Origin of the sequence: Nibribacter koreensis (assembly GCF_039541795.1) — a bacterium.
Lineage (GTDB): Bacteria > Bacteroidota > Bacteroidia > Cytophagales > Hymenobacteraceae > Nibribacter > Nibribacter koreensis.
On the sequence record NZ_BAABGX010000001.1, the window covers coordinates 1,244,253 to 1,266,078 of the forward strand.

Annotated in this window: 20 protein-coding genes; 15 read left to right on the plus strand and 5 right to left on the minus strand. The window is 49.4% G+C overall.

Going from position 1 to position 21,826, the window contains the following annotated elements; translation table 11 throughout:
- Positions 1-48: 48 nt before the first annotated feature.
- The 3 genes from ABD880_RS05400 to dnaB form a co-directional block, all read right to left on the minus strand.
- Positions 49-1,395, minus strand: coding sequence for an SLC13 family permease (locus ABD880_RS05400; protein ID WP_345163226.1), 1,347 nt, complete (start codon positions 1,393-1,395; stop codon positions 49-51).
- A 213-nt stretch (positions 1,396-1,608) separates the two neighbouring features.
- Positions 1,609-2,124, minus strand: a complete 516-nt coding sequence (locus ABD880_RS05405) for a nicotinate-nucleotide adenylyltransferase (RefSeq protein ID WP_345163229.1) — start codon at positions 2,122-2,124, stop codon at positions 1,609-1,611.
- Positions 2,125-2,835: 711 nt separating this feature from the next.
- Positions 2,836-4,404, minus strand: a complete 1,569-nt coding sequence (gene dnaB / locus ABD880_RS05410) for a replicative DNA helicase (RefSeq protein WP_345163232.1) — start codon at positions 4,402-4,404, stop codon at positions 2,836-2,838.
- 319 nt (positions 4,405-4,723) lie between these two features.
- Between dnaB and ABD880_RS05415 the strand changes: the two genes are divergently transcribed.
- Complete coding sequence (locus tag ABD880_RS05415; RefSeq protein ID WP_345163235.1) at positions 4,724-6,106, plus strand: UDP-N-acetylmuramate--L-alanine ligase; 1,383 nt, start codon at positions 4,724-4,726, stop codon at positions 6,104-6,106.
- A gap of 115 nt (positions 6,107-6,221) precedes the next feature.
- On the plus strand, positions 6,222-7,037 hold the full coding sequence (locus ABD880_RS05420; protein ID WP_345163237.1) for an exonuclease domain-containing protein: 816 nt from the start codon (positions 6,222-6,224) through the stop codon (positions 7,035-7,037).
- A 321-nt stretch (positions 7,038-7,358) separates the two neighbouring features.
- On the opposite strand, the gene ABD880_RS05425 is transcribed toward ABD880_RS05420, so the two are convergent.
- Together ABD880_RS05425 and ABD880_RS05430 are read right to left on the minus strand one after the other, a co-directional pair.
- Positions 7,359-7,784, minus strand: a complete 426-nt coding sequence (locus ABD880_RS05425; RefSeq protein ID WP_345163239.1) for a hypothetical protein — start codon at positions 7,782-7,784, stop codon at positions 7,359-7,361.
- 231 nt (positions 7,785-8,015) lie between these two features.
- Positions 8,016-8,810 (minus strand): M48 family metallopeptidase, encoded by a 795-nt coding sequence (locus ABD880_RS05430; protein WP_345163241.1) that lies wholly within the window; start codon positions 8,808-8,810, stop codon positions 8,016-8,018.
- A 235-nt stretch (positions 8,811-9,045) separates the two neighbouring features.
- Between ABD880_RS05430 and ABD880_RS05435 the strand changes: the two genes are divergently transcribed.
- The 13 genes from ABD880_RS05435 (at position 9,046) to ABD880_RS05495 (ending at position 21,820) form a co-directional block, all read left to right on the plus strand.
- A complete protein-coding gene (locus tag ABD880_RS05435) occupies positions 9,046-9,657 on the plus strand; it encodes a fumarylacetoacetate hydrolase family protein (RefSeq protein ID WP_345163243.1) in 612 nt (203 codons plus the stop codon).
- A gap of 28 nt (positions 9,658-9,685) precedes the next feature.
- The gene (locus ABD880_RS05440) at positions 9,686-11,575 is read left to right on the plus strand and encodes a M23 family metallopeptidase (protein WP_345163246.1); all 1,890 of its coding nucleotides are present in this window, start codon (positions 9,686-9,688) and stop codon (positions 11,573-11,575) included.
- 173 nt (positions 11,576-11,748) lie between these two features.
- On the plus strand, positions 11,749-12,195 hold the full coding sequence (gene bcp / locus ABD880_RS05445) for a thioredoxin-dependent thiol peroxidase (protein ID WP_345163249.1): 447 nt from the start codon (positions 11,749-11,751) through the stop codon (positions 12,193-12,195).
- 128 nt (positions 12,196-12,323) lie between these two features.
- Positions 12,324-13,181: a transketolase gene (locus tag ABD880_RS05450; RefSeq protein ID WP_345163252.1), complete on the plus strand. Its 858-nt coding sequence runs from the start codon at positions 12,324-12,326 to the stop codon at positions 13,179-13,181.
- 113 nt (positions 13,182-13,294) lie between these two features.
- Positions 13,295-14,599: a vWA domain-containing protein gene (locus ABD880_RS05455; protein ID WP_345163254.1), complete on the plus strand. Its 1,305-nt coding sequence runs from the start codon at positions 13,295-13,297 to the stop codon at positions 14,597-14,599.
- Positions 14,600-14,603: 4 nt separating this feature from the next.
- Complete coding sequence (locus ABD880_RS05460; protein WP_345163257.1) at positions 14,604-15,560, plus strand: transketolase family protein; 957 nt, start codon at positions 14,604-14,606, stop codon at positions 15,558-15,560.
- A gap of 140 nt (positions 15,561-15,700) precedes the next feature.
- The gene (locus ABD880_RS05465) at positions 15,701-16,156 is read left to right on the plus strand and encodes a hypothetical protein (RefSeq protein WP_345163260.1); all 456 of its coding nucleotides are present in this window, start codon (positions 15,701-15,703) and stop codon (positions 16,154-16,156) included.
- A gap of 160 nt (positions 16,157-16,316) precedes the next feature.
- Positions 16,317-16,856 carry an RNA polymerase sigma factor gene (locus tag ABD880_RS05470; RefSeq protein WP_345163263.1) on the plus strand — a complete coding sequence of 180 codons (540 nt, stop codon included), beginning with the start codon at positions 16,317-16,319 and terminating at the stop codon, positions 16,854-16,856.
- Between the two features lie 35 nt (positions 16,857-16,891).
- Complete coding sequence (locus ABD880_RS05475; RefSeq protein WP_345163266.1) at positions 16,892-17,338, plus strand: hypothetical protein; 447 nt, start codon at positions 16,892-16,894, stop codon at positions 17,336-17,338.
- A gap of 2 nt (positions 17,339-17,340) precedes the next feature.
- Positions 17,341-17,802: a hypothetical protein gene (locus ABD880_RS05480; protein ID WP_345163269.1), complete on the plus strand. Its 462-nt coding sequence runs from the start codon at positions 17,341-17,343 to the stop codon at positions 17,800-17,802.
- Between the two features lie 170 nt (positions 17,803-17,972).
- A complete protein-coding gene (locus ABD880_RS05485; protein ID WP_345163271.1) occupies positions 17,973-19,166 on the plus strand; it encodes an aspartate aminotransferase family protein in 1,194 nt (397 codons plus the stop codon).
- Between the two features lie 162 nt (positions 19,167-19,328).
- Positions 19,329-21,086 (plus strand): SLC13 family permease, encoded by a 1,758-nt coding sequence (locus ABD880_RS05490; RefSeq protein WP_345163274.1) that lies wholly within the window; start codon positions 19,329-19,331, stop codon positions 21,084-21,086.
- A gap of 101 nt (positions 21,087-21,187) precedes the next feature.
- The gene (locus tag ABD880_RS05495; RefSeq protein ID WP_345163277.1) at positions 21,188-21,820 is read left to right on the plus strand and encodes a hypothetical protein; all 633 of its coding nucleotides are present in this window, start codon (positions 21,188-21,190) and stop codon (positions 21,818-21,820) included.
- Positions 21,821-21,826: the final 6 nt, after the last annotated feature.

Consider the following 21,826-nt stretch of genomic DNA (forward strand, 5'->3'; position numbering starts at 1 on the left):
ACAGTTGCCCAGGTTCATCAATTCAGCAGAATCCAGCATCTATTGTATTTACCTGAAGAATATATAAAACATGGCAGTCAGGATGATGGAGAAGGTGATGTTAAGCACTAAGCCGGCCCTGATCATATCTTTTTGCGGCACATACCCAGAGGAGAAAACCATGGCATTGGGCGGTGTGCCCACGGGGAGCATAAAACCATAAGTGGCCGCAATGGTGGCCGGCAGCACCAATACCACTGGGTTAATCTGTAACTGGTTGGCCATGGTAAAGAGAATGGGCAATATGAGCGCGGCGCTGGCCGTGTTACTCATAAATTCTGTCAGGAAAATACTGAACAGCACTATAATCCAGAGGAAGACGGGCAAAGGCAGCTCATTTACCAACCCAGACACCTGCCCAACCATAAGGGCACCCAGCCCGCTCTTATCTATCATTAAGCCTAAGGTAAGCCCGCCGCCAAAGAGCAGCAACACGTCCCATTGTATGCTTTTCATAATCTCATCCCACTGCAAAAGCCCGGTAATAAATACCAGCATCAGCCCTATCACCGCCACTAGTGCGCTAAAACTATCTGTGATGCCCAAGGCCGGTGCCAACACGCCCTCCAGCATCCAAAGTGCGATGACAATGGCAAAAATGAAGCCCAGGGTTTTAAGACGTCCGCCTTCGGTAGACGGGTGTACCATCTCTCCAATGCGCAAAGACTTGTCAGGTTTAAAATACAGCGTCAAGACCAGCACCATGACCGGAAACGTGATGAGAAAGATAGGAATGCCAAATACTAACCACTCTGAGAACGATATCTCTAGCATGGCGGCCCCTATGGCGTTGGGCGGGCTTCCTATCAAAGTAGCCACGCCCCCAATGTTAGCCGAGTACGCAATGCCTAGCATCAAAAACTTGGCTTCTGGCGTGACCTTCTGCCGGTCTACCAATACCAGCATGCCCAAACCCAGCGGTATCATCATGGCCGTAGAGGACGTGTTGCTCACCCAGCAAGAGATTACCCCCGTGGCCAGCATCAACCAAACCGCCGACCAATAAAAATTGCCCTTAGCCAGCTTAATGAGCTTCTGGGCCAACAGCTTGTCCATAGAGTGCCTGGACAAAGCGCCAGCCAAGACAAAACCGCCCATGAAAAGGAAAATGACAGGGTTGGCAAATTCTTTAAAGGCGTCTTTGGTAGTAGTGAGTTGCAAAAAAACCGCTGCTACCGGTATCAACAAGCCTGTCAAAGGCAATGGTATTGCCTCTGTGATCCAGAGTACGGCCACCATGACCAGCAAGGCCAATGCTTTTTGCGCCTGTGGCTGGTCCAATACCGGAAAAAACATAAGCACACAGAACAACAGCACGGCTATGAGAAACGAGGGAACGTGTATCTTTTTCTCCATTTCTGTCTTATAGTTGGTGGGCTTTTGTCCTTACTGGGTATACGCAAGCCTCCCTTATTTTAATCTAGGTACAACTGTTTTCCATAGGTACTGCTTAACGCCCAAAAATAAAAACGGCTGCCGGTTAATAAACCGGCAGCCGTTTAAAAGACCAGAGAAGAGCGGGAGGCTATTTTTAAAACAAACGCCTGAAAACTTTTCCCTGGTGGGAGATTACATCAATTCACCTTTTTCGTTCATTTTCACCTTCATGCGCTTGTCACCGTTTTCAAGCAGAAGCTTGTAGGTTTTAGTGGTGCCTTTGCGGTCATGAAAGTTAACCAGGTACACATCTTCTGCCACCCGCCAGCCTGGGTATTTGGTGACCACAGACTGTCCCACTGCTTTAGGAAGGACGGTGTTTTTGAATTTCTCTGCGGTACGCAGCAATCTACCGTCACTGTCATAGGCGGCCAAAATCTTGCCTTCTGGCAGTTCAAAGGTGACGTAATAGGTATTATAGTCATCTACATAGTACCTGGGGTCTTTTACATTAAATTCTGCGGCTTCAGTCTGTAAGCGTCTAACAGGCTCTGCTACTTCTTTATTTTCTACAGAACTCAGGTACTTGTAATTCACGGCCCCTACTTTTACTTCAGGGAAGACAACTTGCCCAAAACTAAGGGAAGGCATACCAAGAATGCACGCGAACAAGGCGGCAAGGACAAAAACAATTTTTGAGCGTTTCATGGCTATTGAATTTTACATTCATAAGGATATAGGTAGGATGTCAGGCAACGCTGAATCATAGGATCCAGCACATGCAATCATACAGTCTGCCGCATGGCAGACAGAGACGCCAATACAATCAAAGCTTTTCAAAGAACAGCTTTCGGGTCTAAAGCAAGGCAACCCATTTCTGTCACAAGAAGAAGGTATGATGATTGGTTTTTCAATCTTCTGCTAGCCATTTTACAAGAAGATTGAGGATTTTAAAAGAACCTACGCGCTACGGATGAGCGGTAGAAAAAGAAAACGAAGGAAAGAGAGAATTTCCTTTGGGACTGCCACAGGGTAACTACTTCTAGCCTTCAATCACTCAAAGCACTATTACCCTGCCTTTAAAAATCATACGCACAGCACACACTCTACTATCATTACACACTAGCCAAATGCTGCATCTAAAGTAAGCTCAGGGTGGTTTCTCTTTGCTTACTCCTTAATCATCTTTTACGTATTTAGCGCAAACGTGATGGTAGTTTTTACGGATTATTCCATAATTTTTTTCAGTTAACAGGGTAGAATTCTATTTTGCCAGATGGAGGCTTGAAATGAATCTATGGGATTCTCCCCAACCTCCGTTTTTGGGCTATTTTCTTAAAAACAGGCCAAAAACGACAAGAGCCTCTCTCCGGTTAGAAAGTGGCTCTTGTTATAAAGGCATCTGCTAGTTTTTAAGCTTTAGAAAGGAGGAGCGTCGTCAAAGCCTGACGGTGGGAAACCGCCGCCGTTGTCATTCACCTTGCTGCCTAGCCTAATGGTGTTGGGTCCGCCGGCTGGGCTTGGTCCGTCAAAGTCAGATACCGGGAAGCCATTGCCACCGTCAAAGCCGGCGCCGCCGCCAAAACCGTCCTCCAGGTTCCCGAACTTAGTGTACTTTCCAATGAATTTCAAGGCCACACTGCCCACTTCACCGTTCCGGTGCTTGGCAATGATTACCTCGCCCACACCTTGCGTTGGGTTCCCCATTTCATCCTCAGTGATACCATAATATTCAGGACGGTACAGGAACAATACCATGTCCGCATCCTGCTCAATAGAACCAGATTCACGTAAATCTGAAAGCATTGGCTTTTTGTCACCACCACGGGTCTCTACGGCACGGCTCAACTGCGAAAGCGCAATCACCGGCACGCTCAACTCCTTGGCCAACTGCTTAAGGGCCCGTGAGATGGAGGCAATCTCCTGTTCACGGTTTCCGCCGCCTTTGCCTTCTGTGTTGCCACTCATCAACTGCAAGTAGTCAATGATGATCATCTGGATGTCATGCTGCGCCTTTAGACGGCGGCATTTGGTGCGGAGCTCTCTAATAGAAAGGCCTGGCGTGTCATCAATGAAGATAGGCGCCTGGCTCAGCTTGGTGATTTTGTGGTTCAGCTGGGTCCATTCATAGTCTGCCAGGTTTCCTTTCTTGATCTTCTCCCCTTCCAACTCAGCCTCGGCAGATATCAAACGATTCACCAGCTGGATGGAGGACATCTCCAGGGAGAAGATAGCCACTCCTTTGCCAAAGTCCACGGCGGCGTTGCGCATGGCACTTACCACGAACGCCGTCTTACCCATGGCGGGACGGGCGGCCAGAATCACCAAATCCGACTGCTGCCAGCCAGAAGTTACTCTATCTAACGCATTGAAACCACTAGGTACGCCCGTCAAACCTTCTTTCTGGCTTTTCTTGGCTTCCAGTTCCTTGATGGCTTTGTGCATCAAAGACTGCATGTCATCGAAGTTCTTTCTGATGTTGCTCTCAGACACCTCAAACAGTTTGGCCTCGGTAGAGTCTAGCAGGTCAAATACGTCGGTGGTGTCTTCATAGGCGCGGCCCAGGACTTCAGAAGAAATGCTGATGAGGTCACGCTTGATGGCCGCTTCTGTGATGATACGGGCGTGAAACTCAATGTTAGCCGCCGAGTTGACGCGCGTGGTGAGTTGCGTCACGTAAAACGCGCCACCTACAAACTCCAGTTCGCCCTGCTCGCGCAGTTCCTGGGTAACTGTTAGAATATCAATGGGTTCTGATTTGTCAAAGAGGCTCAGAATGGCCTTAAAAATGCGCTGGTGCGCGTCTTTGTAAAAGCTTTGGGGCTTTAAAAGGTCTATCACCGACGTCAGGGCGTCTTTTTCCAGCATGAGCGCACCCAACACTGCTTCCTCCAGCTCAAGAGCCTGGGGCGGAAGCTTTCCTAAACCCGGTGACATGGTTTGCTTGGGGGTCCAAGGTGCCTTGCCTCTGGTCGCTTTCGTTTTCATCTCCTCCATACTAGCAAATGTAAGGAAACAACGCACTCAGGTAATCCACAAAATCGGGCACTTATTCACAATTTCTATAGTAGCCAGAAGAAGTAATTCTATTTCAGAAGATTGTCGTTTTTGGCCTGTTTCTGAGAAAACAGGCCAAAAACGGCATTCTTAGTTCCTTTTCCTGATGACATATTACTTATCACCGTTCATTGCTAACTGTCTCCTGCTATTCCCAAATTTATGCCTGCATATTCAAAAATCCGTAAGGTGGCAAGGGGTGGCGCATGTACAGAAATTAGTACATTTGCTCTCTTTGAAATTGGACGGCATGAGTACAACAGCATACAAGCACATTCACATGATTGCCATTGGGGGAAGCATTATGCACAACCTGGCACTGGCATTGCACCGGAAGGGCCTAAAGGTCACCGGCTCTGATGATGAGATTTTTGAACCCGCCAAAGGCCGCCTGGCCGCCGACGGTCTCCTTCCCGAAGCCGAGGGTTGGTTCCCGGAGAAACTGCACGCCAAGCCAGATGCGGTGATTGTGGGCATGCATGCCCGTCCTGACAATCCCGAGCTGCTCTATGCCCAGGAGCACAACATTCCCATCTTCTCGTTCCCGGAGTTCATCTATGAGCAGAGTAAGAACAAGCAGCGCATAGTGATTGCCGGCAGCCACGGTAAGACGTCCATCACGTCCATCATTCTGCATGTGCTCAAATACCACAACCGCCTGTTTGACTACGCCGTGGGCGCCCAGCTGGAAGGCTTTGACTTGATGGTGAAACTCACCGAAGAGGCACCCATCATCATCATTGAAGGCGACGAGTACCTCTCCTCTCCTATTCAACGCGTGCCCAAAATCCATAAATACCACCACCACATTGGCGTGATTTCAGGTATCAGCTGGGACCACATCAACGTGTTCCCTACCGAGGAGAACTACCGCGAACAGTTCAAGATCTTCGTGGACATGACGCCCAAAGCAGGAACTTTGATTTACAATCAGGATGACGAGCAGGTGCAGGAAGTATGTGTACCGAACAATAGCGATGTGAACTACATTGGCTACACCATCCATGAGCACAAAATCAAGAAGAGCGGCAAAACCATCCTGAAGACCAAGAAGGACGACGTAGAAATTCAGCTGTTCGGGGAGCATAACCTGCGCAACATTTCGGCGGCCAAAGAGGTCTGCAAGCAGATTGGTATCAAGGGGACGGCTTTCTATGAGGCTTTGGCTACCTTTAAAGGTGCGGCCAGGAGACTGGAGAAAATTGGCGAGAATGAGCATACGCTGGTGTACAAGGACTTCGCGCACGCGCCCTCTAAATTAAAAGCTACCTCTGAGGCCTTGAAAAAACAATACCCAGAGCGTGAGCTTATTGCCTGTCTGGAACTGCACACCTTCAGTAGCTTAAACAAGGACTTTCTGCCGCAATACAACGGCACGTTCCTGTCACCAGACGTGAAGATTGTCTATTTCAACCCGAAGACGCTGGAGCACAAGCGCATGCCGGCCCTGGACCCAGAAGACCTGAAAAAAGCGTTTGGTGATGAGGGCATTGAAGTCTATACTGACAGCCAGAAACTAAAGGACTTCTTGCTCAGCAACAACTGGAAAGACAAGAACCTGCTCATGATGACATCGGGGAACTTCGGGAACCTGGACTTGCAGGAGCTGGCCAACACCATCACGACTTCCTAAGTTAAAATTCAATTACCGCCCCCTTCAACGGGGGACGGTAATATTCAAAAATATCTAGCAAAGAAGACGCAGATGCCAGTAATTCTGCGTAACATCAGCGTTCAAACAAGTGCCTATGAAATTACACCTACGCAAGCCTATTGTCTTCTTTGACCTTGAAACCACCGGCGTTGACATCTGCAAAGACCGTATTGTGGAAATAAGTATGCTCAAGGTTTTGCCGTCTGGCGAGGAAATCCTCAAAACCAAGCGCGTGAACCCTACCATTCCAATTCCCATTGAGTCTAGCATGATTCATAAGATCTACGACGATGACGTAGCGGACTGCCCTACGTTTGCGCAACTGGCCCGGGGTTTGGATGACTTTTTGAAAGGCTGCGATTTAGGTGGATTCAATCTCATCAAGTTTGACATTCCGTTGCTGGCCGAAGAGTTCTTGCGCGTAGACATGGACTTTGATATTGAGAACCGCTCCATCGTGGACGTGTGCCGCATCTTCCACCAGATGGAACAACGCACGCTCTCTGCCGCTTATAAATTCTACTGTGACAAGCCGCTGGAGAACGCCCACAGCGCGGAGGCAGATACCATTGCCACCTATGAGATCCTGAAGTCTCAGCTGGAAAAATACGACGGCGTTCCCCTTCCCGGGGCTGAGGACCAGGCCAAGTTCCCGGTGCAGAACGACATGCAGGCCTTGCACCAGTTCACGTTCCAGAAAACCGCTGACCTGTCTGGCCGCATTGTTTTCAACAACTCAGGAATAGAAGTCTTCAACTTTGGCAAGCACAAGAACGTGTCCGTGGCTGATGTGCTTAAAAAAGAGCCCAGCTACTATGACTGGATGATGAAAGGCGATTTCCCGCTGTACACCAAGAAAGTTCTGACCCGCATTAAGCTGCGCGGCGCTTTACAGCAAACAGCTCTATAACCGAAAGACACTCTTTAAGACGCAAGATACAAGACATAAGACTCATGATTATTTTTGTTTTTGGCCTGTTTTCTGGGAAACAGGCCAAAAACGGAGAGGCCGCTTCTGCTTAGGAGCGGCCTCTCCGTTTTTGGTAGTCTGCCAATTCTGGCATAAGCAGACGCTTGTGCCATGGCTCTAATGAGGATTTGGGCTTGACTAACTAAAACTAATGTAATGAATCCATTCACCTTGCTATATCCTTAATACACCAAGATGCACAAAAAAATATGAGTCTTATGTCTTGTGCCTTTCGTGCTAAAAAAGGCTTGGCCTTAGACTTTAAGCTTCTGACCCCAGCAACCAATAATGGGCGGCGGCTTCATCTAAGAAAATATTGGTTTTCAAGTGTTTGTTCAGGGATTCATCGGCTTGAACCAACTCCCCAATGCGATAGATGTCCATGAGGTTATAACTGGCTTGGTTAAGAATATAGGAGATGAAGAGGGTACGGTCTTTGGGCATGGCAGCATAAATTTCACGTAGTAGAAAGTTCTGGTCAGAAATGTCCAGATACTGCACCTTGCGGCTGTCAGAGAGAAGGTACTGGATGCGCTGTTCCATCACAAAATGCACTATTAGTTTAGCGGCTACTCTAAACTGAGCGCTGGAGGGATGTTTAAGCCATGTGACCTTCATGAACCGTTTTTCTGGCTCATGCTCAGCTATAATAGTGTCATCCTGGTAAAAGAGAATTGCCCTTGACATATTCCATCTGCGTTTGTTTATCCTACACCCACAATCTAGCTGCTGATTGTTTGGTGTATATACGTATAAAGCCAGAGGAGCCGCTCATTTAGTATGAGCGGCCCCTCTGGCTTTACAGCGTTCTCAGCCTTTCAGTACAAGACTCCTACTATCATCTGGCTTTATCAGATTTGAGCAACAGCACTAACAGCACTGCACCAAATACCAGCCATTTGTTAGGGGCTTTCATGCTTAGCGGGCGTTGTAATATTTCTTAGCTTCCGGCATGTGCTTCTGGATGTCAGAAATACGGGTTTCGTTGCTAGGGTGCGTGCTAAGGAATTCAGGCGGCGACTGTCCGTTGCTGGCGGCGGCCATCCGTTGCCAGAAAGAAACCGCTCCCTCTGGGTTGTAACCGGCCATGGCCATAAAGATCAAACCTAAACGGTCTGCCTCAGACTCCTGGGTACGTCCAAACTTCATCAACCCAACTCCGGCACCAATTCCATAAGCGGTATTGATAATCTGAGCAGAGGCTCCGGTTCCTAAGGCACCTAAAGAAGTTCCTACCCCTTGCGCGGCCACCTGCTGGCTAATCCGCTCATTAGAGTGCTTGGCAATGGCGTGGGCAATCTCATGGCCCATCACTACCGCTAAACCGGTTTCATCTTTGGTAATAGGTAACAAACCCGTGTATACTGCAGTCTTACCGCCGGCCATGGCAAAAGCGTTCTGCTGCGTGTCATCCTGGATCAGGTTAAATTCCCACTGGTAGCCTGCCAATTGGTCTGAGGCCCCTTGTTGGCGCATGAAGGACTCCACAGCCCCTTGTATGCGCTGCCCCACCCGCTTTACCATGGCAGTTTGGGAAGAGTTGGAAGAAAGCTTGCTTTTCTTCATGAGGTCATCATAGGCCTGAAACGACATGGTCATCACTTCCTGGTCGCTTACAAGGGACAATTGTCTACGCCCTGTGATAGGAACGGTAGAACAGCCAACGGTCAGCAACACAACAAAAGTGAGTATTGCGCTTTTTAACGTATTCATAGTATGTTTTGGGTTAAGTGATACAAACGCTTTGGTTCCTGCGGTTTTAACGCCTTGGTCAAGAACGTACCCATATACGCAGGCACGGCCACAAAGTGTTGTCTACGCAGGTTTCCGTCGCAAATCTATTTTTTCCTATATACAATTCCATGCCAATTTTTCTGGAAAGGGTAGATTGTTGGGCTAAGATTCCCTCTCACAGGTATTTCCCTTATCTTTGAAAACAAAAAAAGACATGAAAATTCTAGCCATAGGACGCAATTACGCAGAACACATTGCTGAACTCCAAAACGAAGTACCCGATGAACCCGTGATCTTTTTTAAACCAGACACGGCAATTCTGCGCAACAATGAGCCGTTCTATTACCCAGACTACAGCACAGACATTCATTATGAAGTAGAGCTGGTGCTACGCGTGGGCAAAGAAGGCAAGAACATACAAGCCAAGTTTGCAGACAAGTACATTGACGGCCTGGGCATAGGTGTGGACTTTACGGCCCGTGATTTGCAGTCAAAAGCTAAAGCCAAAGGACTGCCCTGGACGCTGGCCAAAGGTTTCAATGGCTCTGCCCCCGTTTCTGAGATGCTCCCTATTGAAAATTACCCGGCCTGGGACAACATCAACTTCGGGTTGAAGGTGAACGGTGAGCTCAAACAACAAGGCAACTCAGGCATGATGATTCATAACTTTGGGGCCATCCTGGCGTACATGTCGCGGTTCATCACGCTCAAGAAAGGCGATCTTATTTTTACCGGTACGCCGGCAGGGGTTGGCCCCATTCAGATTGGTGACCGGTTAGAGGCGTTTGTAGAAGATAAAACTTTACTGAATTTTGAGATTAAATAATTTTCGTTCCCTTATTACAATTTGCCTGTTGGGTAGTAGTACCTGGGCCCATGCGCAGGCACCGGTAACACCCCCCGCACCAGCCGCCCCGCAACCGGTGGCTACCAGTCCGCTGTTCTTCCCCATCAAGCCGGGCACTCAGAATTTCTTATCTGGGAGCATGGGCGAAATACGGCCCAACCACTTTCACGGGGGCATAGACATTAAAACCGATGGTAAGATTGGCCTGCCCGTGTACGCCGCGGAAAGTGGCTACATCTCCCGCATAAAAGTATCTAGCTACGGGTACGGTTGGCTCATCTACATCACGCACCCCAACGGGTTGGTGACCACGTACGCCCATTTAAATCACTTTACGCCGGCCATTGCGCAGCACATGTTGCAGGTGCAGTACCAGAAGCAGGCCTTCGACGTGGACGTGACGCTGCCAGAGACGCAGTTCCCTGTAAAAAGAGGTGATATCATTGCCTATTCTGGTAATACGGGTGGTTCTGGCGGGCCGCACCTGCACTTTGAGGTACGGGATAAGAACGACAAGCTTTTCAACCCACTACGGTATACCTTCACGGAGATTAAAGACCAGGTGCCGCCTATCGTATACAACTTCGCGTTGGTACCGCAGGGCATCAAATCCAGAGTGCAGGGCCAATACCAGCGCAAGATGTTCACCCCGGTAAAGCAGGGGAATATCTACACCATCACAGATACCATCTCGGCGGCAGGATTACTGGGATTGGAGATTCAGGCCATTGACAAGTATGACGGCGCCTTGAACCAGAACGGCGTGCAGGCCATGGAGCTTCTCATTAACGGCGAAGCCATCCATAGCCACACACTAGACGGCATTCCGTTTGAGCTGCAACGCCAGATTTCCTCACACATCAACTACCAGGAGTTAAAACTGAGCAACAAGGCCTTTCAGCGCCTGTACGTAGCCGATGGGAACAAGCTTCCTTTGTATGAGACCAATAAGAACAAAGGCAAATTCAACATTGAGGAAGGCAAACTCTACGAGGTGCTGGTGAACCTGTCAGACTCTTACAAGAACACCACGCAATTACGGTTCATGATGCGCGGCGAAGGTAATGCCTATTACACTAACGGCACTCCTACCGTCACCAAGCCCAAGATCAACTATGAGATCCTGGAAAGCATCTTAAAGGTAACGGTGGCAGACACGGCCAAAGAGGCGAGAAACCTGGACCTCTACATTGGCAACTACAAATACGCGGTCATTCCCTCTTACACCACGGCGGCGGGCTCAGTGTATTTGTATAACCTCATTGGCGGGCTCCCAGATTCTGTGGACTTAGCAGGGACCAAAGCGCGTTTCAAGTTTGAGCATACCATTGTACCAGACACAGAGTTCTTGTACTCCAACCGCTACCTGGACATCACCTTCCACAAGGAGTCCTTGTATGACACACTGTATCTGCAGACCAGCCATGACGCGCAGGACGTGTTCAGCATCAACAACCCCTTGACCACGCTGTTCAAACCAGCCAAAGTGACCCTGCGGCCTAAGAACATTCCGGCAGACAAGTCTAAGGCGGCGGTGTATGGATTAGGCTGGGGAAAATCTAGCGGGTTTTTGGGCGGCGTTTGGGAAGGTGACGCCATTACCTTCTCGGCGCGGGACCTGGGTAAGTTCAAAGTCTTAAGTGACACGGTGGGCCCAACGGTCAAATTGGTGCAGAAATCGCCTAACCAGATAAGCTTCAAAGTCTGGGACAACCTGTCGGGCATGGCTTCTTGGCGTTGCGAGGTAAACGGTCAGTGGCTCCTATTAAAATGGGAACACAAAAACTCCACCCTTACCTCAGAGCGTTTAGATAAAACTGTACCTTTGTCTGGAGACGTGGTCCTTACGGTCAAAGATGCCATGGGCAATGAGACCGTGTACCGCACTAAAATCTAGGTTAAGAGTTAAGAGTTAAAAGTTATGAGTTAAAAGTTGGTCTAACAAAAACCGTTTTTAGCTTAGTTTCTGGAAAACAGGCCAAAAACGGCATTTGGAGTTCCACTTTCAAACACATGCTTTTACAAAACAATAACTCTTAACTCATAACTTTTAACTCTTAACTAACACACATGCTAGAAGTTGGGAACGTAGCCCCAGATTTTGAGGTAAAGGACCAGGACGGAAACCTGGTGAAGCTGAGCGATTTCAGAGGCAAGAAAGTGACCCTGTACTTTTACCCCAAGGATGACACCTCGGGCTGTACGGCCCAAGCCTGTGACCTGCGCGACAACTACCAGACCCTGCTGGACAAAGGCTACGTGATTTTGGGCGTGAGCACGGATGATGAAAAGTCACACCAGAAGTTCATCCAGAAGCACAGCCTCCCCTTCCCGCTACTGGCCGACACTGAGAAAGAAGTAGTAGAGAAATACGGCGTGTGGCAGGAGAAAAGCATGTACGGCCGCAAATACATGGGCACCATGCGCTACACCTTCGTGATAGATGAGAACGGGATCATCCAGGACATCATCAAAAAGGTGGACACCAAGAATCACGCCGCCCAATTGTTAAAATAACCCAAAGGCCATCTGCCCCAGAAGCAGATGGCCTTTCCCGTTTTTGGCCTCGTTTCCAGAAAACAGGCCGAAAACGAATAGAATACCAACCAAGAATTTTAAAATCATCACCTTTTCAAATCTATAAAATGAACCCTTTCAATTACAATCCTGAGCAGTTGCATGACGTGGCCCACCAGGTAAGAAGAGACATTGTTAGAATGGTACACGCCGTGAACTCCGGTCACCCGGGCGGTTCTTTGGGCTGTACAGAGTTCTTGGTGTCTTTGTACTTTAGAGTAATGGACCACAACGCTGAGTTCAACATGAACGGCACCAATGAGGATCTTTTCTTCTTGTCCAACGGTCACATCTCGCCGGTTTGGTACAGCGTGTTGGCCCGCTCAGGTTATTTTGACGTGAAAGAACTGGCTACGTTTAGAAAGCTGAACTCACGCTTGCAAGGACACCCTGCCACTGAGGAAGGTTTGCCCGGCATCAGAATTGCGTCTGGTTCTTTGGGTCAGGGCTTATCTGTGGCCACCGGTGCAGCGCAGGCCAAGAAAATGAACGGCGAAGACAAACTAGTCTACGTCTTGATGGGAGACGGTGAATTAGAGGAAGGTCAGATTTGGGAAGCCGCCATGTATGCCGCTCACCACAAGGTAGACAACCTCATAGCAACCGTAGACTACAACGGCCAGCAGATTGACGGACCAGTTGACGCCGTGATGAGCTTGGGTAACCTGCGCGCCAAGTGGGAAGCGTTTGGATGGAAAGTATTGCATTGCGAAAACGGCAACGACTTTGTGCAACTAATTCCTGTGTTGGAAGAAGCCAAAGCCTTGACCGGTAAAAAACAACCCATCATCATCTTGATGAACACGCAAATGGGCTTCGGGGTGGACTTTATGATGGGTTCACACAAATGGCACGGCGTGGCACCAAATGATGCTCAGTTAGAGCAAGCCTTGGTACAGCTGTCTGAAACCCTGAACGACTACTAATCTCTCATTAAGTAGTTCTACTGCTCATGGCTTTGTCGCGCGTTTTGTATAGTTGTCTGTTCTGTCTCCTGCTCTGCGGGATGGCGGCGCCGGCGTCTGCGCAAAACAAGGCGGTGGCTCCCAAAAAAACGCGTTTGTTGTTTCTCTTGGATGCCTCTGGGTCTATGCAAGCCAAATGGGAAGAAAGCACGCGCTGGCAGGTGGCCAAAACCATGCTCGCCAAGATGGCCGACTCGCTGGATTCTTATGGAAACCTGGAGATTGCCTTGCGCGTGTACGGGCACCAAAGCGCGGTGGCCTTAAAGAACTGCAAAGATTCTAAGCTAGAGGTACCGTTTGCGCCTAAAAACGCGAAAGCCATCAAGCAGAAATTGCAGACCATCACGCCCAAAGGCAACACGCCCATCACGTATTCTCTGCAACAGTCGGCTAATGACTTTCCAGAGGAGAGCGACACCCGCAACGTGGTCATCATCATCACCGACGGTGTGGAGAGTTGCGGCGGTGACCCATGTGCTACGTCTATTGCCTTGCAGAAAAAGCGCATCTTCTTAAAGCCGTTCATCATTGGCTTAGGCGATGACCCTGAGTACATGAAGGCGTTCAGTTGCATGGGCCAGTTTTACAATGCCTCAGACATCAGCACCTTCAGAAAGATTTTGGACAATGTTATTTCCATCGCGCTCAAGAAAACTACGGTGACTGTGCAGTTAACTGATGAGGCTGGCAAACCAGTGGAGACCAACGTGAACATGACCTTTGTGAACAACGTCACTGATCAGCCCGAGTACAACTTTGTACACTACCTGGACGCCAACGGCAAGGCAGACGCGGTAGAAGTAGATGCTTTATTGAGCTATGACTTGGTGGTGAACACCATTCCAGCAGTGACGGTGCGCAACCTGGACATTAAGCCCGGGCAGAACAACGTCATCAAAGTAAAAGCGCCGCAAGGTTCTCTGTTTTTACAGCAGATTGCCCCTACCGCATACGGTCGGGTTGATGCCTTAATCAGGCCTAAAGGAAGTAGCGCTTTGTTACAACCTCAGCCCTTCCCTAGTCGGGTTAAGTATTTGGCGGGGTCATATGAAGTAGAGATGCTCACCTTGCCGAGAATCAAAGAGCAGATTGTCATCAAGCAAGGCCAAACCACGGTACTCAACTTTCCGGCGCCTGGCATCATGAGCGTCACGCAAGCCTTGTCAGGGTACGGCAGTTTGTATGTTCTGGAACAAGACGGAAGCCAGCGCTGGTTTCATAACCTACCCGAGACGGGCAGTAAAATTAATTTACCTTTACAACCGGGCCGTTACCGGCTGGTATTCAGGACTAAGAACGCCAGCAGTAGCCAGTTTACAGATGTAAAGGACTTTACCATTAAATCTAATCAAACCACCACGGTTAAACTTTTCAATTAATAGGATGAAAGATTTCCCATACACTGAATCAAAAGATACTCGCTCCGGTTTCGGGGCTGGCCTATTGGAACTGGGCCGTACCAACCCTAACGTAGTGGCCCTTTGCGCCGACTTAACCGGCTCCTTGAAAATGGACGCCTTCCAGAAAGAATTCCCGGAGCGCTTCTTCCAGGTAGGCATTGCTGAGGCCAACATGATTGGCCTGGCCGCCGGTATGACCATTGGCGGAAAGATTCCATTCACGGGTACCTTCGCCAACTTCTCTACGGGCCGCGTGTATGACCAAATCCGTCAGAGTGTAGCCTACTCAGGCAAGAACGTGAAAATCTGTGCTAGCCATGCTGGTTTGACCTTGGGCGAAGACGGCGCCACGCACCAGATTCTGGAGGACGTGGGCATGATGAAGATGTTGCCGCACATGACAGTCATCAATCCATGTGACTTCAACCAGACCAAAGCCGCCACCATGGCCATCGCTGAGTTTGAAGGTCCGGTATACCTGCGCTTCGGGCGCCCGGTAGTCCCTAACTTCACCCCGACCGACCAGAAGTTTGAAATCGGCAAAGCCGTGATGCTGAATGAAGGCACAGACGTAACCATCATCGCCACTGGTCACCTAGTTTGGAAAGCCATTCTAGCTGGTAAAATCCTGGCAGAGAAAGGCATCAACGCCGAAATCATCAACATCCACACCATTAAGCCCCTAGACGCCAGAGCCATCTTGGAATCTGTGCGCAAAACAGGTTGCGTGGTAACCGCCGAAGAGCACAACTACATGGGTGGCCTGGGCGAATCTGTTGCTCGCGTATTAGCACAAGAATTGCCATCTCCGCAGGAGTTTGTGGCCACGCAAGACACCTTCGGGGAAAGCGGTACGCCAGACCAACTGATGGAGAAATATGGCCTAAACGAGCAAGCCATTGTAGCCGCCGTTGAGAAAGTCATTGCGAGAAAACAATAGTTTCGTTGTTCATTATTAGTTATTCGTTGTTCGAATAACTCAAATAATAAGGCTGCCCATACTTTGGGCAGCCTTATTTCGTTTTTGGCTTGTTTTCTGGAAATTAGGCCAAAAATACCTTCTCATTTTGCTTAATAAGAATGTCCAATAGATTAAAAATCTTCACAGTTGCTGGAGTTATCTTGACTGCTCAAATTTTCTATTTCAGCGACTATCTATTGCCTATTCATTGGGGACAGATAAAAGTAAGCGGCATGGCATGTACCTGTCCAGATGAAAAAGTGGTCAATGGCAGTCTCTACCTTAAAAGCATTACCCCAGATAGCTTAGCCAAATTTGATTTGAGTTATTCTGAAATATATGTCACCAAGGCACTAACCTCAACATTAGACCCCATGGGCACTGACCTTTATATGATTGAAGGTCAAATTATTGGCAAAAACAGAGTAAGTCCAACTGATCCATGGCATCCAGTTGTGTTGGTGACGAATTGGAGAGAAGTTGATTTGCTCAAGGATTGGGCTGTAAAAGCATTATTTGGCCTTCAGCTTTTTCTACTTATGGTAATAACAAGTAAGTCTGTTCTGAAAGAGTAAGCTCCTTGTCGTTTTTGGCTTGTTCTCTGAAAATTAGGCCGAAAACGGAGAATCAGTAAACTCAATTACCAAACACCTAAAACTTCCGCTTATCTTTAAACTTGTTGTTCTGCCATCATCTTTAATCCTCGAATAACGAACAACGAATAACCAGCAACGATTGGAAGACCACGAGATACTAGCCAAATTCCAGAACCCGGACTCCCGGAACCTGGCCTTCAACCAACTGGTGCGCAAGTACCAGCAGAAGGTGTATTGGCATATCCGGAAGATGGTGGTGGACCATGATGACGCCGATGACCTGACGCAGGAGGTGTTCGTGAAAATCTGGACGAAACTGGAGACGTTCCGGCAGGACGCGCAACTCTACACCTGGATTTACCGCATTGCCACCAATGAGTGTCTTAACTTCTTAAACGCCAAAAAGAAGCGCTTCTTCCTGCCCATCCATGACGTGGCCGCCGAGCTGGCCGAGAAGCTAGACAATACAGATACGCTCTCCGGCGACGAGATTCAATTGAAACTACAGAAGGCTTTGGTGCGTCTGCCAGACAAGCAACGGCTGGTCTTTAACATGAAGTATTTTGACGAGCTGAAGTACGAGGAAATCTCAGAGATACTGGGCACCTCTGTGGGCGCTTTGAAGGCCTCCTACCACATTGCCGTGAAAAAAATTGAGGAGTTTTTGAAGGGAGATTAAACCCTACCCCCTTAAATGCATCTAATCCCTTGAGTATGAAAGAAGAGTTTGATATAAATAGCTTACCTAAGCACCACGGCTACCAGGTGCCAGAGGACTACTTTGACAAGTTGCCCCTGCGCATCATGCAAAAGACGGCCTATGCTGGTCCGGTAGCACAACCACAGGCTGCCTGGTTCTGGCAGTTGAAGACCGCGTTTGCCGGTCTGGGCTTGGCCTTGGTGTTTGCGGCTTCTTTCTTAATCACGCAGTACACAGACCAGACGCTTTCTACCCAAGAGGCCATGGCCCAGGTGTCACAGAAAGAAATTTACCAATACCTGCTCAACCAAGAAGACCTGCAAACCGCTGACCTGGCCGAAGTGACCGCCGTAAAACCACCCCAGTCCCTGGAATTCCTGGACGTGCGCACCGAGGACGTAAGTGAAATAGTGACCCAGGAGATGCTGGAAGAACAAATGGAAACAACCCCTAATCAATAGAAATGAAATTTAAGCATGTACTTACCCTGTGTGTTTTGCTGTTTTTGGCAGCATTTACGCAGGTGCAAGCCCAAACCAAGAAGGAAACGCCTGAAGAGCGCAAGGCCCGTTACGAGAAAATCAACAACGCCAAGATTGCCTTCATCACAGACAATGTAAAAATGTCTGCTGAGCAGGCGCAGCGTTTCTGGCCCATCTACACGGAGCATGAGTCCCGCAAGCGCGAACTGCGTCACAAAGCCAAGCAGTTTAGAGAAGAGAACATTGGCAACATGACCGATGATCAGATACAGGCCGGTCTGGAAAGTCGCCTGGCTAACCGCCAGCGGGAATTGGACGCTGAAAAAGAATACATGGAGCGGTACCTACGCGTCATTACGCCGCGCCAACTGGCCCAATTTTACCGCGCAGAACGTGAGTTCACACAGTTATTACTGGAGCGTCTGCAAACGGCAAGCAAGTAACATTTCGTTTGGTTTATTCTTTCAAAAGGGAGGCACTTCGCCTCCCTTTTGTTTTTAGCCTATTTTCTGCAAATCAGACTAAAAACGAAACATAAAATAACCAGACTCAAGACTCGCGACTCTAGACTCAGTACTATAAAAGCTATCTTTGCAGCTTTAAACCGTTTGCTATGCTTTCTGCCCGTCAACTCTTTCTCCAACATCAGGCCCAGACCACAGACTTTCCATTGCTCTTAGAAGTAGAGCGCGCCGAGGGGGTGTTCATGTATGGACCTAATGGCGAAAAGTATTTGGACTTGATTTCGGGGATTGGGGTGAGTAACGTGGGCCACCGGCACCCGAAGGTCATTGCTGCCATTCAGGACCAACTGGACAAGTATTTGCATTTAATGGTGTACGGCGAGATTGTGCAGGCCCCGCCGGCTCAGTTGGCGCATGCCTTGGCGCAGACATTACCGGCAGGATTAGACAACGTGTACTTTGTGTCCTCGGGCAGTGAGGCCGTGGAGGGTGCCATGAAACTGGCCAAGCGTTTTACGGGCAGAACGGAGATTATCGCTTTTGACAAGGCTTATCACGGCTCCACACAGGGAGCCTTATCCTTGAATGGTGCTGAGAGCTTTAAACGGTCTTTCAGGCCGCTTTTGCCAGACGTCAACCACCTCCAGCACAACCACCATGCAGACTTGGAGCGCATCACGCGCAGAACGGCGGCGGTGATCATAGAGACGGTGCAGGGTGAAGCGGGCGTGCGTGTGCCTAGCCAGGACTACATGCAAGCCCTAAGAGCCAGATGCACAGAAGTGGGCGCCTTACTAGTACTGGATGAGATTCAGTGCGGGTTTGGCCGTACGGGTACCTTCTGGGCGTTTGAGCAGTTTGGCATTGTGCCAGATATTTTGACCTGCGCCAAAGGCATGGGCGGCGGTATGCCCATTGGAGCGTTCATCTCGCGCCAAGAAATCATGCACAGCTTTAAAAACGATCCCATGCTGGGGCACATCACCACGTTTGGCGGGCACCCGGTTTCTTGCGCGGCGTCCTTAGCCACCCTCAAAATTATTTTGGAAGAGGGATTACTGGACCAGGTCAATGCCAAGGCCGAACGGTTCAAGCAACGGCTTGCCCATCCGGCCATCAAGGGCATCCGGAACCTAGGTTTGATGATGGCCGCCGAGATGGAGTCTTTTGACGTGCTCAAAGCCGTGATAGACAGCGCCATCTTAAAAGGGGTCCTCACGGACTGGTTCTTGTTCTGCGACAATTCCATGCGTCTTGCTCCTCCCCTCACCATCACGTTTGAGGAGATTGACCTGGCCTGTGACATCATTTTAGAAGCCATAGAAGGGCACGTTCGTTTTTAGGCTGTTTTCCAGAGAACAGGGCAAAAACGGGTATTTTAGAAGAGGCGCTAACCTTTTCTGTCTGGCAAGAGTACAAGACCTGAATTAGAGTAATCCACCTGTTCCAGGGTGCGGCCCACTCAATTTTTCTTACATTACCCCAGATTAACCAGCGCTGCCCTTATGGAGATTGCCTTCGTCTTGATTTTGCTTTTGGTGGCAATTGCGCTCTTTGCCTCTGAGAAGCTGTCAGTGGACATCATTACGCTCTTGTTGCTGATAGCGCTCACCAGTACCAAAATCATCAGTCCAGAAGAGGCCTTTGACGGCTTCAGCAGTGACTTTATCATCATCCTGGCCTCCATCTTTGTCTTGAGTGCCGCTCTGGAAGACACCGGCGTGCTGGACTTTCTGGTCAACTGGCTCATGCGCAAGGTGGGCCACAACCCCAACTCCCTCCTGCTCTTCATCATGGTGATACCAGGCGTAGTGTCTGCGTTCATGAACAACACCACCGTGACCGCGCTCTTTGTGACGCCCATTGTGGGGGTGGCCAAGAAGATGCACCTGAGCAGTTCTAAGTTCTTAATGCCGCTGGCGTATGCCTCCATCTTGGGGGGCACCTGCACCTTGATTGGCACTTCTACCAACGTGGCGGTGAGCGGCTATATGTCCAAGGCCGGGTATGAGCCGTTTGGGTTCTTTGAGTTCTCGGGCATTGGACTGGTCATTTTTGCAGTGGGCATTGTGTACATGATGACCATTGGCAAGCGCATGTTGCCCCAGGCGGTGTCGCAAGGCCTCACCACCAAATACAACATCAAAACCTACCTGTCTGAGATCATGATCATGCCTGAGTCGCCACTTATTGGGCAGGTGGCCTTCACCTCAGACCTGTCCAAGATGAATTTCAGGATTCTGAACATCATCAGAGGCAAAGAAAACTTTCTGCCAGACTACCGCACCCGCATCCGGGAAAATGACGTGCTGCTGGTAGAAGGCGAGATTGATGACCTCATGAAGGTCAAGGAAACCAAGGGCATTGAGATTGTAGCCGACGTGATCATTGAAGACGACCTGGTGGGCGGCGATGTGCGCCTGGCGGAGATTTTGATCACGGGCAAATCTGACATCATTAAACGGACCGTGCGCGAGTCGGACTTTTTGCGCCGCTTCGGGTTGGTGGTGCTGGCCGTGTCCAGGCAAGGCGAAACCATCAGGACCAAGATTGGCGACATTCAACTGCAACTGGGGGACATGCTTCTGGTGCAGGGTACCAATGAGCGGCTGGCTTTCTTAAAAACCAATCAGCATTTGGCCGTTCTGGATGAGTTTAAGCCCATTTTGTTCAAAGGCCGCAAAGGACTGTTCACGCTAGGGTTCTTCATTGTGGCCATTATTGTGGGTAGCGTAGGCCTCCTGCCGCTTTCCATCAGTTTTATGGGTGCGGCGGTGTTGGCGGTCTTGACCAAGTGCATCACTACAGACCGGGCCTATCAGGTGATTGACTGGCGACTGCTGGTGCTCATTGGCGGCATGACGGCGTTTGGGATGGCCATGCAGAACACGGGCGCAGACCAGTTTCTGGCAGATTGGATTGTGCGACTCTTGGAACCGTTTGGCGTGATAGTGATTCTGGGGGGCTTTATCCTGCTTACCGTCTTTTTGACCCAACCCATGTCCAATGCGGCCTCTGCCTTGGTGGTATTGCCAGTGGCCTTGCAAACGGCCATTCAACTAGACGCCAACCCCAGAACCTTTGCCATTGCCATCATGCTGTCTGCCTCTGTGTCGCTAATCACGCCCTTTGAACCGTCTTGCATACTGGTGTATAGCCCGGGCAAGTACACGTTTAGAGACTTCTTAAAGATTGGTTCTGGCCTTACGCTTATCCTCATGGCCATCATCTTGTTTTTAGTGCCCATCCTCTGGCCGCTATAAAATCTGTTTTTGACCTGTTTTCTTTAAAACAGGCCATAAACAGATGTACCCTTAACTGCCATAAGGTTACTGCGTACCTCTATAAAAGGCGCTTCTATCCTATGCGAGTATCTGCTTTTCTGTGTTGTGTATGTATAGCCACCCTAGGCTGCCAGTCTAAGGAAACCGCAGAGGTGGGCGTTACTACGGCCAACCCAGGCCCTGAGGAGCTTGAACAGACCATTGACTCAGCCAACAACTCCCGGCAGGACGGTACGGTGGCTACCGTGAGCCCCGCCCAGGATGTAAAGCAGCACCTACCGCCAGAACTAGAAGTAGTCTTAGATCAAACCCATCCGCTTTGGCAGTGGCCCTCCCTCTCAGATTTGGACAGAGCGCGTCTCACCCAAGACCAGCAGGGTCCTTATTTTCTCCAGAAAGACCTTACCGGAGACAAAAAGGTAGATTACGTGGTGCAGTTGGCCGAAGGAGATTCTGTAAAGGTGGTAGCCTTTATGAGACCGCGGCAAGAGGGTGCCAGCTGGCAGGAAACAACCTTGGCAAGAAAGAAAGTAGGCTCTAACCAGAGTGGTTATGTCTTGTCATTGCCAGAAGAGAACTTAAATGATTCTGGCAATTTTAAAGCCAGCAAGGTAATACCACCTGGTATTCTATTGTATGAAGGTAAAAATCAAACCCTACACAGCTGGCAAAACAGAAAGTGGACTCAAAAAGTAATGCCGCCAGCCAATTGATGAAGG